Source organism: Kribbella sp. NPDC104740 (genome assembly GCF_055583505.1).
The window spans coordinates 1,693,361-1,707,415 of record NZ_JBVJNV010000001.1; the positions used below are offsets into that span (position 1 = coordinate 1,693,361).

Annotated in this window: 17 protein-coding genes; 11 read left to right on the plus strand and 6 right to left on the minus strand. The window is 70.5% G+C overall.

The genetic code is table 11. The features are described from left to right. The first annotated feature begins 19 nt into the window (after nucleotides 1-19). From ACZ6Z4_RS07910 to ACZ6Z4_RS07920, 3 genes are all read left to right on the plus strand, one after another. Nucleotides 20-229, plus strand: a complete 210-nt coding sequence (locus tag ACZ6Z4_RS07910; protein ID WP_465559520.1) for a hypothetical protein — start codon at nucleotides 20-22, stop codon at nucleotides 227-229. 90 nt (nucleotides 230-319) lie between these two features. Further along, the gene (locus tag ACZ6Z4_RS07915) at nucleotides 320-3,073 is read left to right on the plus strand and encodes an ATP-binding protein (RefSeq protein WP_465559523.1); all 2,754 of its coding nucleotides are present in this window, start codon (nucleotides 320-322) and stop codon (nucleotides 3,071-3,073) included. 23 nt (nucleotides 3,074-3,096) lie between these two features. Continuing rightward, complete coding sequence (locus ACZ6Z4_RS07920) at nucleotides 3,097-3,567, plus strand: MarR family winged helix-turn-helix transcriptional regulator (RefSeq protein ID WP_465559526.1); 471 nt, start codon at nucleotides 3,097-3,099, stop codon at nucleotides 3,565-3,567. Nucleotides 3,568-3,570: 3 nt separating this feature from the next. On the opposite strand, the gene ACZ6Z4_RS07925 is transcribed toward ACZ6Z4_RS07920, so the two are convergent. Further along, nucleotides 3,571-4,221, minus strand: a complete 651-nt coding sequence (locus tag ACZ6Z4_RS07925) for an FMN-dependent NADH-azoreductase (protein WP_465559530.1) — start codon at nucleotides 4,219-4,221, stop codon at nucleotides 3,571-3,573. A gap of 91 nt (nucleotides 4,222-4,312) precedes the next feature. On the opposite strand from ACZ6Z4_RS07925, the gene ACZ6Z4_RS07930 reads away from it, so the two are divergent. Continuing rightward, nucleotides 4,313-4,969 carry a nitroreductase gene (locus ACZ6Z4_RS07930; protein WP_465559533.1) on the plus strand — a complete coding sequence of 219 codons (657 nt, stop codon included), beginning with the start codon at nucleotides 4,313-4,315 and terminating at the stop codon, nucleotides 4,967-4,969. A 21-nt stretch (nucleotides 4,970-4,990) separates the two neighbouring features. On the opposite strand, the gene ACZ6Z4_RS07935 is transcribed toward ACZ6Z4_RS07930, so the two are convergent. From ACZ6Z4_RS07935 to ACZ6Z4_RS07955, 5 genes are all read right to left on the minus strand, one after another. Further along, nucleotides 4,991-5,227 (minus strand): hypothetical protein, encoded by a 237-nt coding sequence (locus tag ACZ6Z4_RS07935; RefSeq protein WP_465559536.1) that lies wholly within the window; start codon nucleotides 5,225-5,227, stop codon nucleotides 4,991-4,993. Between the two features lie 109 nt (nucleotides 5,228-5,336). Beyond that, on the minus strand, nucleotides 5,337-6,107 hold the full coding sequence (locus ACZ6Z4_RS07940; protein WP_465559539.1) for an alpha/beta fold hydrolase: 771 nt from the start codon (nucleotides 6,105-6,107) through the stop codon (nucleotides 5,337-5,339). A gap of 9 nt (nucleotides 6,108-6,116) precedes the next feature. Then, entirely contained in the window at nucleotides 6,117-6,935 is an 819-nt protein-coding gene (locus tag ACZ6Z4_RS07945; protein ID WP_465559542.1) for an ABC transporter substrate-binding protein, read from the minus strand. An 84-nt stretch (nucleotides 6,936-7,019) separates the two neighbouring features. Next, a complete protein-coding gene (locus ACZ6Z4_RS07950; RefSeq protein ID WP_465559545.1) occupies nucleotides 7,020-7,724 on the minus strand; it encodes a type 1 glutamine amidotransferase domain-containing protein in 705 nt (234 codons plus the stop codon). Nucleotides 7,725-7,837: 113 nt separating this feature from the next. Continuing rightward, a complete protein-coding gene (locus ACZ6Z4_RS07955; protein WP_465559548.1) occupies nucleotides 7,838-8,782 on the minus strand; it encodes an AraC family transcriptional regulator in 945 nt (314 codons plus the stop codon). A 253-nt stretch (nucleotides 8,783-9,035) separates the two neighbouring features. Here ACZ6Z4_RS07955 and ACZ6Z4_RS07960 point away from each other — a divergent pair, with 253 nt between their 5' ends. Genes ACZ6Z4_RS07960 through ACZ6Z4_RS07990 form a run of 7 tightly spaced genes read left to right on the plus strand, consistent with a single transcriptional unit; the run spans nucleotide 9,036 to nucleotide 14,053 of the window. Then, nucleotides 9,036-10,055, plus strand: coding sequence for a DJ-1/PfpI family protein (locus ACZ6Z4_RS07960; RefSeq protein ID WP_465559551.1), 1,020 nt, complete (start codon nucleotides 9,036-9,038; stop codon nucleotides 10,053-10,055). Further along, nucleotides 10,052-10,477, plus strand: a complete 426-nt coding sequence (locus ACZ6Z4_RS07965; RefSeq protein WP_465559554.1) for a nuclear transport factor 2 family protein — start codon at nucleotides 10,052-10,054, stop codon at nucleotides 10,475-10,477. Before ACZ6Z4_RS07960 ends, ACZ6Z4_RS07965 begins: the two co-directional genes overlap by 4 nt. A 12-nt stretch (nucleotides 10,478-10,489) precedes the next feature. Next, nucleotides 10,490-10,951, plus strand: coding sequence for a nuclear transport factor 2 family protein (locus ACZ6Z4_RS07970; protein WP_465559557.1), 462 nt, complete (start codon nucleotides 10,490-10,492; stop codon nucleotides 10,949-10,951). A 12-nt stretch (nucleotides 10,952-10,963) separates the two neighbouring features. Next, on the plus strand, nucleotides 10,964-12,487 hold the full coding sequence (locus ACZ6Z4_RS07975; protein WP_465559561.1) for a ferritin family protein: 1,524 nt from the start codon (nucleotides 10,964-10,966) through the stop codon (nucleotides 12,485-12,487). Further along, nucleotides 12,487-12,753, plus strand: coding sequence for a toluene-4-monooxygenase system B family protein (locus tag ACZ6Z4_RS07980; RefSeq protein WP_465559564.1), 267 nt, complete (start codon nucleotides 12,487-12,489; stop codon nucleotides 12,751-12,753). The genes ACZ6Z4_RS07975 and ACZ6Z4_RS07980 overlap by 1 nt, the downstream gene beginning before the upstream one ends. Continuing rightward, nucleotides 12,750-13,049 (plus strand): MmoB/DmpM family protein, encoded by a 300-nt coding sequence (locus ACZ6Z4_RS07985; RefSeq protein ID WP_465559567.1) that lies wholly within the window; start codon nucleotides 12,750-12,752, stop codon nucleotides 13,047-13,049. The genes ACZ6Z4_RS07980 and ACZ6Z4_RS07985 overlap by 4 nt, the downstream gene beginning before the upstream one ends. Further along, entirely contained in the window at nucleotides 13,046-14,053 is a 1,008-nt protein-coding gene (locus ACZ6Z4_RS07990) for a ferritin family protein (protein ID WP_465559571.1), read from the plus strand. The genes ACZ6Z4_RS07985 and ACZ6Z4_RS07990 overlap by 4 nt, the downstream gene beginning before the upstream one ends. Nucleotides 14,054-14,055: the final 2 nt, after the last annotated feature.

Below are 14,055 nucleotides of genomic sequence, written 5' to 3' on the forward strand. Positions count from 1 at the left end.
CAACCTCTTACACAGAAGGGTGGGCACAGCACTCGGTACGACGGTCGGCAAGCTCGCCGACAGCTCCGCGCTCGGAACGGCTGCCGGCTTCGGCCTGCTGCTCGTGACCTGGCCGGCGCTGTGGGGTCTGTACCGGTTGGTGCGGCTCTCCGTCGACCGGCGCCGGCTGCGCGACTGGGCCGGCGAGTGGGAACAGGTCGCGCCGGGCTGGACCCGGTCGGAGTCCTGAACTCGTTGCGGTCGGCATGGGACGCGCAGTGATCGACCGGCAACGCCTATCGGGACTGCGGATTCCGGGGCTAGCCTCAGGGCTGGGGTGATGACCGTGTCGATCGTCGGTTCGGAGCCCGAGCTCCGCGGGCGCCGGACGGAGTGTGATCGGCTGGACGACGTGGTGTCGCGCGTGCGCACCGGCCACGGGCAGGTCCTGGTCGTCCGCGGTGAGGCCGGCATCGGCAAGTCCGCCCTGCTCGACTACCTGGCCGCGCGCGCCGAGGGCTGCCACGTCGTCCGCGCCTCCGGCGTCGAGTCCGAGATGGAACTCCCGTACGCCGGGCTGCATCAGTTGTGCGCACCCCTGATCGAGCGCGACGACCAGTTGCCGCAGCCGCAACGCGACGCGCTCGGCGTCGCCTTCGGGCTCGAGTTCGGCGGGCCGCCGGACCGCTTCCTGGTCGGCGCGGCCGCGCTCAGCCTGCTGTCGTCGGGCTCGGAGAGTACGCCGCTGCTGTGCGTCGTCGACGACGCACAGTGGCTCGACCAGGCGTCCGTCCAGGCGCTGACCTTCGTCGGACGGCGGCTGCTCGCGGACCGGATCGGCCTGGTGTTCGCGCTGCGCGAGCCGGTCGCCGGACCCGAGTGGCACGCGTTCCCCGAGCTGGCGGTCGGCGGCCTGCACGACCACGACGCCGCCGAGCTGCTCGACTCCGTCGTCCCCGGGCGGCTCGACGTACGGGTCCGGGACCGGATCGTTGCCGAGACGCGCGGCAACCCGCTGGCGCTGCTGGAGCTGCCGCGGAGTCTGACCGCGAGTCAGCTGGCCGGTGGCTTCCAGCGCCTCGACACCCGGCCGCTGCCCAACCAGATCGAGCAGAGCTTCGTGACCCGGGTCCAGGCACTCCCGCCGGAGACGCAGCAACTGCTGCTGACCGCAGCTGTCGAACCGGTCGGCGACGTACCGCTGCTGATCCGTGCGCTGGCGATCCAGAACATCCCGGTGACCGCCGCCGCTCCGGCCGAGGCGGACCGGCTGATCGACATCGGAACGACAGTGCGGTTCCGGCATCCGCTGGTGCGCTCCGCGGCGAACCGCGTCGCCGATCCCGCGACGCGCCGTCGCGCTCACCAAGCGCTCGCGGAGGCGATCGACCCCGAGCTGAACCCGGACCGCCGGGCCTGGCACCGCGCGCACGGCGCTGCCGGGCCTGACGAGGAGATCGCCGCCGAGCTGGCCGGTTCCGCCGATCGCGCGCAGCGTCGCGGCGGGATGGCCGCGACGGCGGCGTTCCTGCAGCGGGCGACCGACCTCACGCCCGACCCGGCGACGCGGGCGACCCGGGCCCTGGCCGCTGCTCAGGCGACGATGGGCGCGGGCGACTTCGAGACCACGCTCCGGCTGCTCGTCACGGCCGGCGAAGGGCCGGCGGACCCCGCGCACAACGCGCGGGTGAATCTCGTCCGCGCCCAGGTCACGCTGTTCTCCGGTCACGGCGTCGAAGCGCCGCCGCTGCTCGTCGAGGCCGCCCGGCGGCTCGAACCGATCGATCTCGATCTCGCCCGGGACACGTACCTGAACGCGCTCGGCGCCGCGCTGTTCGCCGGGCGGATGGCGGGCGCGACGGGCCTGACCGCGGTCGCCCGCGCGGCCCGGAAGCTGCCCGCGGCGGACCTGAGTCGCAAGCGGGACCTGGTGCTGCACGGTCTCGCGGTGCTCTACACCGACGGGTACCCGGCCGGCATCGAGCCGGCGCAGGACGCCGTACGGGCGTTCGCCCAGGCCGTCGGGCCGCCGGACATCGACGACATGCGCTGGCTGGGCCACGGTTCGCTGCTGGCCATCCACCTGTGGGACGACGAGCAGTGGGAGGCGCTGACCGCACGGAACCTCGGCATCGCCCGCGACAACGGCTCGCTGACCGAGCTGCCGTACGTGCTGAACCACCGGATCAACCTCAGCCTGTTCTCCGGCGAGATCGCCAAGGCCGCGGCGCTGGCCGCCGAGATCCAGACCATCAACGAGATGACCGGGGCCGCGCTGACGCCGTACGGCGAGGTCTGTCTGGCGGCCTGGCGCGGGCACCCGGAGGAGGCCGCGGCGCGGATCGCCCTCAGCGCGCAGGAGGCCGAGTCGCGCGGTGAGGGCAACGGCGTCGCGAACGCGCACTACGCGCAGGCCGTCCTGCAGAACGGCCTGGCGCAGTACCAGAAGGCGCTCGCGTCGGCCCGCGAGGCGTCGGCGTTCCCGGAGGAGCTGAGCATCGCGAGCTGGGCGCTGCCCGAGCTGATCGAGGCAGCTGCCCGCAGCGGCCGGCCGGAGCTGGCCGCTGACGCCTTCGAGCGCCTGCGGGCGATGGCCGAGGCCTGCGGCACCGACTGGGCGCTCGGCGTACTGGCTCGGTCGAAGGCGCTGCTCGGCACGGACGCCGATGAATCCTCCTACGAGGAGGCGATCGAGCGCCTGGGCCGCACCCGGATGCGGATGGAGCTGGCCCGCGCCCATCTCGTGTACGGCGAGTGGCTGCGCCGCGAGGGCCGTCGTCAGGACGCCCGCGAGCACTTGCGGACGGCGTACAAGATGTTCAGCACCTCAGGAGCCGACGCCTTCGCCGACCGCGCCGGCCACGAGCTCGTCGCCACCGGCGAAGCCGTCGGACACCGCACCGACCGCGCCACCGACACCCTGACCCCCCAGGAGGCCCACATCGCCGAACTGGCCGGTGCCGGCCTGACCAACGCCGAGATCGGCGCCCAGATGTTCCTCAGCCAGCACACCGTCGAATGGCACCTCCGCAAGGTGTTCGCCAAGCTCGGCATCACGTCGCGCAAACAGCTCCGCCCGACCGTGCGGCACTGAACCTCGTCGGTACGATGGCGCGCATGACCGCACCTCGTCGTACCGGCGGTGGCCGGGCGACCGACGGTCCCGGTGACGCCTCGCCGTTCGCGCTCGGCCTGCTGCTGCGCCAGGCGCACGCGCGCGCCGGTGCGCTGATGTCGGAGGCGCTCCGCCCGCTGGGCATCGAGCTGCGGCACTTCTCCGTCCTGATCGTGCTGGTCAACCAAGGTCCGACGCTGCAGCGGGACCTGGTCGCCGCCGCCGGGACGGACAAGGCGGGGATCATGCGGATCGTCGACGACCTCGAACGCAAGGGCCTGGCTGAGCGGCAGGCTGTGCCGGGCGACCGGCGGGCCCGGTCGGTGGCGATCACGCCGGCGGGGATCGAGCTGTTCGACGCCGCGCACGTCGCGGCGGAGCCCTCGGCCGAAGGGCTGGTCGCCGGGCTCGACCACGGCGAGCGTGAGCAGCTGGTCCGGCTGCTCACGAAGCTCGCCTACCCGGCCGGGTAGCCGCTACGACGCCGGCCGCTCGGCCAGCTCCTTCGCCTTGGTGACCGCGTCCTCGAGCGCCTGCTCGCGGGAGCGCTCGTACAGCGGGATCAGCTCGGCCATCGCGGGCATCTTCGGTGCCATCGTGAGCTCCGGGACGATGAACTCGACGTCCAGGCCGAGGCTCTCGCCGAGCACCTTGCGCAGGTAGGTCTGCACGAACTCCCAGTCCTCGCGCGGCGTACCGGGCCGGTACGAGCCGCCGCGGCTGGCGACCACGACCACAGGCGTGCCCTTCGACGAGGGCGCGTCGCCGGAGGTCCGTCCCGGCAGCAGCACGCTGTCCAGCCAGGTCTTGAGCGTCGACGGGATCGCGTAGTTGTACATCGGCGCACCGAGCAGTACGGCGTCCGCCTGCTCGAGCTCCTCGATCAGCTCCAGCCGCGCCGCGAGCGCGGCCGTCTGCTTGGGGGAGTGGCTCGCCGGGTCGCTGAGGCCGGCGGTGTAGGCGTCGGCGGTGATGTGCGGCACCGGTGCGGCGGCGAGGTCGCGGTAGACGACCGTGCCGTCCGGGTGCTGCTCCTGCCAGGTCCGGCGGAAGGTGTCGGTGACGGCCCGGGACGCGGACCGTTCCCCGGGGAACACGGACGAGTCGAGGTGCAGCAACGTGGGCATCAGGGGTCTCCTCAGATCGGCTTTGCTTGATCGTATCGAATGATACCTTCTCATTCGATACATAATCAGTCGATTGAAAGAGACAGGAGTCATGGACGTCTACGAGGCAGTCACCAGCCGCCGAGCGGTCCGCGAGTTCACCGACCGGCCGGTCCCGCGCCGGACGCTGGACCGGGTCCTGACCGCGGCGGCCTGGACGCCGTCCGCGTCGAACCTGCAGCCCTGGCACGCGTACGTGGTGACGGGTGAGCCGCTGGCGGAGCTCAAGAAGCGCGCCTGCGAACGGGTGGCGGCGGGCGACCCGTTCGACGAGCCGGAGTACCAGCAGTACCCGCCGGCGCTGAAGTCGCCGTACCGGGATCGTCGCTCGGCCTTCGGTGAGCAGCGCTACGGCTCGCTCGGCATCCCCCGCGACGACCTCGAGGCCCGGCACCGCGCCGCGATCGCGAACTGGGACTGCTTCGGCGCCTCGACCGCCCTCTTCTGCTACCTGGACCGCGCGATGGGCCCCGCCCAGTGGTCCGACGTCGGCATGTACCTGCAGACCGTCATGCTGCTCTGCCGCGACGAAGGCCTGCACACCTGCACCCAGATGGCCTGGGCCAAGTGTCACCGCACGGTCGCCGACATCCTCTCCCCGCCCGCCGACCTGACCCTCTTCTGCGGCATGTCCATCGGCTACGAGTCCACCCCGGCACCGCGAACCGGCCGAGCCCCACTCACCGAGACCCTGACGTACGTCGGGTAGGTGTTTCGGCCGGTCGCCGGGTCAGTTCCACCAGTAGAAGTGGTAGCCGCCGCCGCTGTAGTAGATCTTGCTGACGATGTAGTTCTTGACGAACCCGTAGTCGAACCACTGCAGGTGACACTTGTCGAAGTCGTACCCGCAGGCGACCTCGCCCTGGGCCTGGATCTTGGTGGTCTGCGCGTTCGCCGCCGTCGCCGTACCGCCGAACGCGGCCACCGCGATGGAGACGACCGCAACTGCTCGAGCAACCCGCTTCATGAGAGGTACCGCCCTTCGCTCTCGTTTGCCCTGCGCAACATCGTTACGCCCTGTGCTCTTGTCGGTACCCGCAGTCACCGGCCCTAATCACCAAGAAACACAGGAGTTTTCAGCCCAGGGTCCGGCGTACGACGGCGCGGGTGGCGGCCAGCACCTCGTCGGGGTGCGTCAGGTGGGCGGAGTGAGTGGCGCCGGGCCAGGTGAGCAGGTCGGCGCCGAGCGCCGTCGCCAGTTGCTCGTGGCTACGACGGATGGCGGCTGTGGGTTTGCGATCGGCGGTGATCACGGCGGAGGGGACATTCGGCAGATCGGCGAGGTCGAAGCCCTCCGACAGCGCGGCCAGGCCGTGCACCGCGCGGTCGAGTTTCCCGAAGTCGAGCTCGGTCGCCCGGTACGCCGCCGCGCAGTCGGGCCTGGTCTTCGGATCGGTGGCAGCGCGTTCCAGCGATCGGCGTACGAGGGCGGCAAGACCTTCGCGTGCCCCGGGGATTCGGCCGAGCAGACCGGTGACGCGGGCAACGGTCTCGATCCGGCGGCTCAGCGCCGGGTCGATCACCGGCGTCGAGTCGATCAGCACCAGCCCGGCGACATCCTCGGGGTACTGGCGCGCGAGCAGCGTCGCCACCGCACCACCGAGGCTCTGGCCGACGACGACCGCCGGCCCGAACTCCTGCAGCAGCCGGTGCAGGTGCAGCGGCGCTGTGGTGAGGTTGCCCTCGGCCACTGATCGGCCCGTGCCGGGCCGGTCGTGCACGATCACCCGGCAGCCGGGGTCGTCGAGCAGGCCTTCGACGAGACCGGGAAAGAACCCTTCGGTCCGTTCAGCTCCACCGGGGAGCAGGAGGACTACCGGACCGGTCTCGCCGTACAGCTGAGTCATGCCCCCAAGCTAGCGAGGAATCCCGTCGACGAAAGCCGCCGCGGCCGCGAAGGTGAAGGTCGGCTCGGGATTCCAGGGCTGCACGCGGTCGCCCTGTACGGCGGGCAGCTCGCCCCACGACGGGATCTCGGCGAGCTGCTCCGCGCCGAGCGAGTTGCCGCGCTGGTCGTAGAGCAGCACGTCGGCGGGATGGGTCGTGCCGAGGTCGGTCCACTTGACGACCTCCCAGCCGCCCTTCGCGCTCGTCGGCGCGAACGGGACGCCCGCGTCGGCGAGCAGCCGCAGGCTCGGCCAGTACGCCGGGTTGGCGACGTACGCGTCGGTCGGCGTACCGCCGGAGAGCGCCAGGAGCTGCGGCGAGCCCTGGAGTTTCTCCAACGCCGCGGTCAGCGCGGCCTCGTCGTCGTCCACCGAACCGCCGAGCGCGGCGGCCAGCGCGTGGAACCGGCCGATGACGCCCGCGAGCGACACGTCCCCGGCGATCCGGATCAGCACGACCGGCGCGACCTCGCGCAGCTGCGCCGCGACCGCCTCGGACACGCCGTACACCTCACCGGCGTAGCTGACGCTCACGACCAGGTCAGGCTCCAGCGCCTTGACCTGCTCGAGGTCGACCGCATCGCCGGCTCCCACCAGCGGCAACCCACCAACAGCTCCCGCCGCTCCGCTGTCCGCCTGATGCTGCGACCCGAAGAACCCGACCACCGGCGCCCCGAGCGCCACCAGCGTCTCCGCCGCCTGCCCGTACGCCAGCACCCGCCGCGGCACCGCCGCCAGCCCGACGCGCTGCCCCAGATCATCCTCGAACGACCACTCACCCGACGTCATCCACTCACCCTTCCCACGCGGCGAAAGTCCGCAACCATCATCGCCGCCCGGCCACGCGGGGAAACATGAGTTCCACCACTCGGATCAGCGACCGCTGTCGGCGATCAGCCTCTCAGCGAGTGCGCCCGACGAGGCCGGGTTCTGCCCGGTGTACAGATTCCCGTCCACCACCACGAACTCGCCCCACGCCTCCGGCCCCGCCACGTACGCCGCTCCCGACTCCTTCAGCCGGTCCTCCAGCAGCCACTTCGCCCGCGCGGCGAGGCCCGCCTGCTCCTCCTCGACGTTGCTGAACGCCGTCACCTTCCGCCCGGCGAACAACCACTCGCCGTCCTCGCCACGTGCGGGCAGCAACGCCGCCACCCCGTGGCACACCGCCGCGACCGGCTTCCCAGCAGCAGTGAAGTCCTGCACCAGCGCCCCGAAGAACGCGGCCTCGGCCAGATCCTCCATCGGCCCGTGCCCACCTGGCACGAACACGAAGTCGAACCCGTCGACCTCGACGTCCTCCAGCACCGCCGGCGCCCGCAGCTCCGCGATCGACTGCAGGTGCTCCCGCAGCAGCTCGCCCTGCGCGGCACTCCCGCCGTTGTACTCAGCCCGAAAACCAGCCTCGTCAGCGGTCGGCACGACCCCACCCGGCGTCGCGATCACGATCTCGAGACCGGCCTCGGCGAACAGGCGGTACGGCGTACTGACCTCTTCCGGCCAGTAGCCGCACGGGTGGGTGGTGCCGTCGGCCAGCGTCCAGTGGTCGGCGCCGGTGACAGCGATCAGGGCACGGGTCATGGGAGTCCCTCTCTCGGGTAGGTGTCTCGGCCCATTAGACGAAGCCGGCCACCCTGCCCGACAGCCCTCCGGACAACCCCCGCAGGAATCCGCAGAACCCGCGCAGGAATCCGCTACCGCGCCGCGGCCCGCGCGCCGCCGAGGGTGTCGCTGAACGCCCGCGGCGTCGCCCCGAACCGTTCCCGGAACTCGTTGATGAAGTGCGAGGTGCTCCCGTACCCGACGGCTTTGGAGATCTGCGTGATCGTGCACCGGTTCTCGGCCAGCAGCTCGCGCGAGCGGTTCAGCCGCATCTCCTTGACGAACTGGTACGGCGACCGCCCGGTCGCGTCGCGGAACAGGTGCGAGAACGCCGACGGACTCATGAAGGCCCGCTCGGCCAGGTCGCTCACGGTCAGCGGCTCGGCGAGGTGCGCGTTGACGTAGTCGATGATCGCGCTGACCGGGTTGCTGCCGCTCTCGCTGGCGGCGCGCTCGACCAGCCGCGAGTACTGCTCGGCCTGCAGCGCCCGGTAGACGATCTCCTTCAGGTACGTCGGCGCGAGCACCCGGCGGTCGGTCGGGGTGGCCAGCGAGCGCAGGAAGCGCAGGATCGCGTCCATCATCCTGCTGTCCAGCGCCGAGAAGAACGCCGCGTCGGCCGGCGGCCGCGGCGGGCTGAAGACCGCGGTCTCGCGTTCGAGCAGGATGTCGGCGGAGACCTGCCGGACCAGGTCGGCGTCGATCTGCAGCCCGAAGGACAGGAACGGCTTCTCCGGGCTGGCGTCCAGGATCTCGGTCCGGAACGGCCGGTTGCCCGGGATCGCGAGGTAGGTGAACGGGTCGTAGTAGTAGTCGGTCTCGTCCATCCGGATGCACTTGCGGCCCTGCGCGATCACGCACAGATGCAGCTCGCGGACCTCTTCCCACAGCGGCTCGGCCGGCGACTCGAACCGGTAGATGGTCAGCCCGGGGTAGTCGCTCTCGTTGATGCCGACGGTGTGCGCACGCGACTTCAGCTCGGCGATCAGGTCGCCGGAGGTGATCTTGAACTCGAGCGGGGTCAGCGGATCGGTCATCGCGGTCTCCCAGGGAAGGGTGTTGTGGAGCGTACCTCCGGCGGGCGCCGTGCGCCCGATGATGCACAAGTTCACCGCTCGGCGGACCGGCCCGGACCCGGTTTCGACCGGATCCCGGGATCAGCCGACCGGATCCCGGCATCGGTGCCGGGCGGTGCCGGAATCCGCTACTGACCAGCAGGATTCTGTGATGTGGGCGCGGCCCGGACGACCGTACGTTCCTCGAAAGTCGAATCCGCTTTCGGGAGTTCACATGGCTCGCATTGCCTTCCTGGTGTCCGGTGCGCGGGAGATCGATCTCGTCGAGGCTCCCGGTCACCCGACCGGTTACTGGGCCGAGGAGGCCCTCAAGTCGTACCAGCGTTTCGTCGCGGCCGGTGCCGAGGTCGTGGTGATCACCCCGGACGGCCGGCCTCCGGTACCCGACCCGTACGGGCTGGAACCGGTCTTCCACCACCCCGACCCGGACCGGGACTACTTCGCCTCGGTCTACCGGACCTTCCACCACGACCCGGACGACATCCGGATCACCCTGCACCAGTCGACCGAGCTGGACCTGGTCGCCGCCCGCAGGATCGCGCAGCGCCTGGCCGGAGCCGGCCGTACGCCGGCCGAGGCGCACGACCTGGTCAGCCGGGCCGCGAAGCTCGCCTGGCAGCAGGACCGGCCGCTGGTCGACGTCATGCTCGCCGAGGGCCTGGACGGCGGTCTGCCCGAGGCGGTACTCCGTACGGCGGTCGCCGAGCTGGACGCCGACGCGCAGGCGCTGGCCGACCAGCGTCGCGCCGAGCTCGACGCGATCGAGGGCTTCCGGTCGCCGGTCGCGCTGTCGGAGCTGACCGACGCGCAGCTGGGGGAGTTCGACGCCGTGTTCGCGCCCGGCGGGCACGGCCCGATGGTCGACCTGCCGGAGAACGCCGACGTACGGCGGCTGCTCGCGATCCTGCACGCCAAGGACGCGCTGATCGCCTCGCTGTGCCACGGCCCGGCGCTGCTGCTCGCGGCGCCCGACCGCGCGGACGGCCAGTGGCTGTTCGAGGGGTTCCGGCTGACCTGCTACACCGACGACGAGGAGAACCAGAACCGGATCGGCCGGCTCGGGATGCCGTGGTTCCTGGCCGACGCGCTGCAGAACGCCGGCGCGATCTTCGACGACGCGCCGTACGCCTGGGCCTCGCACGTGGTGGTGGACCGGAACCTGATCACCGGCCAGAACCCGTACTCCACCGAAGCGACCGCCGACGCGGTCCTCAAGTCGCTGGAACTGCTGTGAGCGGCACCGCGGCGGTCAGCGCTTTCCTGACCGGGTTCCGTACCGGCGACGTCGAAGCCGCGCTCGGCACCGTGTCCGAGCAGGTCCAGGTCACCGTGCACCCGCTGCAGGTCCGCAACGGCGACAAGAAGGTGGTCCGCAAGCTGCTGACCGACGTGGTCGCCGCGTTCCCCGACCTGCTGCTGACGGTGAAGAACGTGATCGAGCTCGGCCCGGTCGTGGTCGCCGAGTTCACCATCGAGGGCACCCAGGCCGCGGACTTCCTGGACGCGATCAACCAGGAGAAGCACCTCGACCTGGACACCGCCTGGCGGTTCACCGTCGCCGACGGGCAGATCACCGGCATCGACGCCTACTGGTGCCAGAACCAGCTCTACCGCCGGCTCGCCGTGAAGCGGCAGGACCGCGTGACGATCGTCTGACTGGAGAATCCGATGACCGAACTGGCAACCCGAACCCCCGTCGACGTCGTCACCGAGTTCTTCGACGTCTACCGCCGCCGCGACGTGGTCGCGATGACCGACCTGTGCACCGACAACGCCGACTTCGCCTACATCCCGTTCGAGGTCTGGGCCAAGCAGCGCGTGGTCCGCGGCGACGGCAAGGTCCGCACCATCGGCCGGGTGATCTGGAGCGGCCTGATCAACGCGTTCCCGAACCTCGGCAACGACGTGTACACGATCGACGGCAACGAGCACGGCGACGTCGTGGTCACCTGCGACATCACCGGCACCCAGCAGTCGGCCTGGGGGTTCATCAGCTCCCAGGGCCGGTACTTCGCCGAGCCGCACCTGTTCATCCTGCACGTCAACGAGGCCGGGCTGATCGACAGCATCCGCGCGTACTGGGACAACGCGGGCGTCAACCGGCAGCTCGGCCACCTCGAAGTCGACTGAAAGGACACTGCAATGGCATTGCTCAAACGTGAGGAGTGGCAGGACTTCGTCCGCGACGTCGACTGGACCCTGTCGTACGTCGACGACGAGGCCGTCTACCCGGACTGGCTGACCGGCTCCGGCAAGGTGCCGCGGGAGGCCTGGCTGAAGTGGGAGGAGGGCTACAAGGTCAGCTATCCGGAGTACGTCTACACCCAGCGCGAGAAGGAGGCGGCGACGTACGCCGTGAAGGCGGCGCTGCAGCGCACCGCGACCTTCGACCACCTCGACGAGGGCTGGAAGTCGTCGACCAAGATGCACTTCGGCGGTGTCGCCCAGGTCGAGTACACGGCGATGCTGGCCGAGCTGAAGATGGCCCGGTTCGGGCTGAACGGTGCCTGGCGCAACATGGCGGTCTACGGCCAGCTCGACGAGCTGCGGCACAACGCGCTGACCACGTTCTTCGGCCATGAGCTGGTCGCCAAGGACCCGCAGTTCGACTGGACGCAGAAGACCTACAGCACCAACGACTGGGTGCCGATCGCGCTGCGCACGCTGTTCGACGGGTTCATGACCACCTCGAACGCCGTCGACTGCGCGCTGATGCTGCCGCTGACCTTCGAGACCGGTTTCACCAACCTGCAGTTCGTCGCCTTGTCGGCCGACGCGCTCGAGGCCGGTGACGTGAACTTCGCCAGCATGATCTCGTCGATCCAGACCGACGAGGCCCGGCACTCCCAGCAGGGCGTGGCGACGCTGGAGATCCTGGTCGAGCACGACCCGGCCCGCGCGCAGTGGGTGATCGACAAGGGCTTCTGGGCCAACGCCCGCGCCTTCGCGGCGCTGACCGGCCCGGCGATGGACTACTACACGCCGCTGGAGCACCGCAAGCAGTCGTACCGGGAGTTCATGGAGGAGTGGATCGTCGACCAGTTCGTCCGCACGATCGAGGACTACGGGCTGAAGAAGCCCTGGTTCTGGGACGAGTTCATGCGCGGCCTGGACACCTGGCACCACAGCCTGCACATGGGCCTGTGGTGGTGGCGCCCGACGCTGTGGTGGAAGCCGAAGGCCGGCGTCTCGGTCGAGGAGCGCGAGTGGCTGCGCGAGAAGTACCCGAACTGGGAGACCGTGTACGGCGACAAGTGGGACGTGATCATCGACAACATCAACGCCAACAACGTCGAGGCCACGCTGCCGGAGACCCTGCCCTGGCTGTGCTCGACCTGCCACCTGCCGATGTGCAACCCGACCCAGTCCCGGGACGGGAAGTGGCGGATCCGCGACCACAAGCTCGACTACAACGGGCAGACCCACCACTTTTGCAGCCTCGGCTGCCGGCAGATCTGGTGGAAGGACCGCGACAACGTCAACCACCTGACCCTGGTCGACCGCTTCCTGGCCGGCCAGATCCAGCCGATGACGGTGCCCGGGCTGCTCGACTACATGGGGATCACGCCCGACGTGATGGGTGACGACCCCGACTACGAGGCCTGGACCCGTGACTACGTCGGCCGCCCGGCCTCGGGCCTGATCACGACGGGAGTGGCCGGCTGATGGCTGAGCTCGTACCGCTGAACGCGATCTTCGCCACCGACTTCGTCGCGATCCTGGTGCCGGTGACCACCGACGACACCATGGACGAGGTCGCCGCCGCGGTCGCCCACCACTCCGAAGGGCGGCGCGTGCGCGCGCTGCCGTACCCCAAGGTCGTGCTGCACAACGGCCGTCAGCTGCCCGGCGCGATGACCGTGGCCGAGGCCGGCATCCAGCCGCTCGACCACGTCGCCGTCGAGTACGAGATCCCAGGAGGCGCGTCATGAAGCATCCCGTCGGACCGGTGTTCCGGATCGGGGACGAGGTCGACAAGATCATCGCCGCCCTCGAGGACGACAACCCCGAGACCGAGATCGAGGTGATCGACCGGGGCGCGTACGTCCGGGTCCAGGCCGAGGACCGGCTGGTGCTGACCGAGGCGACGCTGCAGGACCACCTCGGGGCGGACTACCGGATCCGCTCGCTGGAGGTCGTGATGTCGTCGTTCGCCGGGCGGGTGCGCACCGGGAGCGACTCGATCATCTGGGAGCGGGCCGGCGCCAGGGAAGGAGCGGCACGATGAGCGAACCGGTGCGGCGGCGGCGCAAGCTGCGGACGTTCAGCGCCTTCGGCGACGTCCGGCGGCTGCCGAGCGAGTACGAGATCGTCACCCACGCGCAGAACTGGAACACCCGCAGCGGCAAGAGCAGCGTGTTCGAGCAGAACCCGTCGTCGCCGGGCAACCTGTGGTTCCTGACCTACCGCGAGCACTCGCCCTTGCAGGCCGGCAACTGGGAGGGGTTCCGCGACCCCGACCAGGTCGCGTACCGGTCGTACGTGAACCTGCAGGCAGCCGCGCAGACCAAGCTGGACGGCGTACTGGAGAGCTACGGCGACGAGAGCACGGTCGCGCCGGAACAGCTGCGGATGCTCGGGTCGCTCTTCACTCCGTCCCGCTACCTGGTGCACGGTTTCCAGCAGGCCGAGGCGTACGTCGGGTTCATCGGGCCCTCGTCCTATGTGACGAGTGCGGCCGGTTACGCGAACGCCGACTTCCTGCGCCGGGTCACCGTCGTTGCCTACCGCACCCGCGCGCTGCAGCTCGCCCACCCGGAGTCGGGCATCGGCTCGAACGAGCGCGCGCTCTGGGAGCACGACCCGGCCTGGCAGCCCGCGCGGGAGGCGATCGAGCGCGCGCTGATCGCCTACGACTGGGGTGAGGCGTTCACCTCGCTGAACCTGGTGCTCGCGCCCACGCTGGACGACGTACTGATTCGGCAGCTCGGTGCGGTCAGCCGGGCCAACGGCGACGAGCTGTCGTGGCTGCTGTCGGGGCACCTCGCCGAGGACAGCCGGCGGCGTGACCGCTGGAGCAGCGCGCTGGCCCGCTACGCCATCGAGCAGCGGCCCGGGAACGAGGCCCCGCTGCGCAAGTGGATCGACCGCTGGTCGGTGCTCGCCGACGCGGCCGCCGCGGGGCTCGCTCCGCTGCTCGGCCGGCCCGTCGAGGACGTGGTCGGCGAGGCCCGGGCGGCGCGCGAGGAGCTGCACGGGCGGTTCTTCGACGCGGTGGCGAAGGCGGGGTGAGC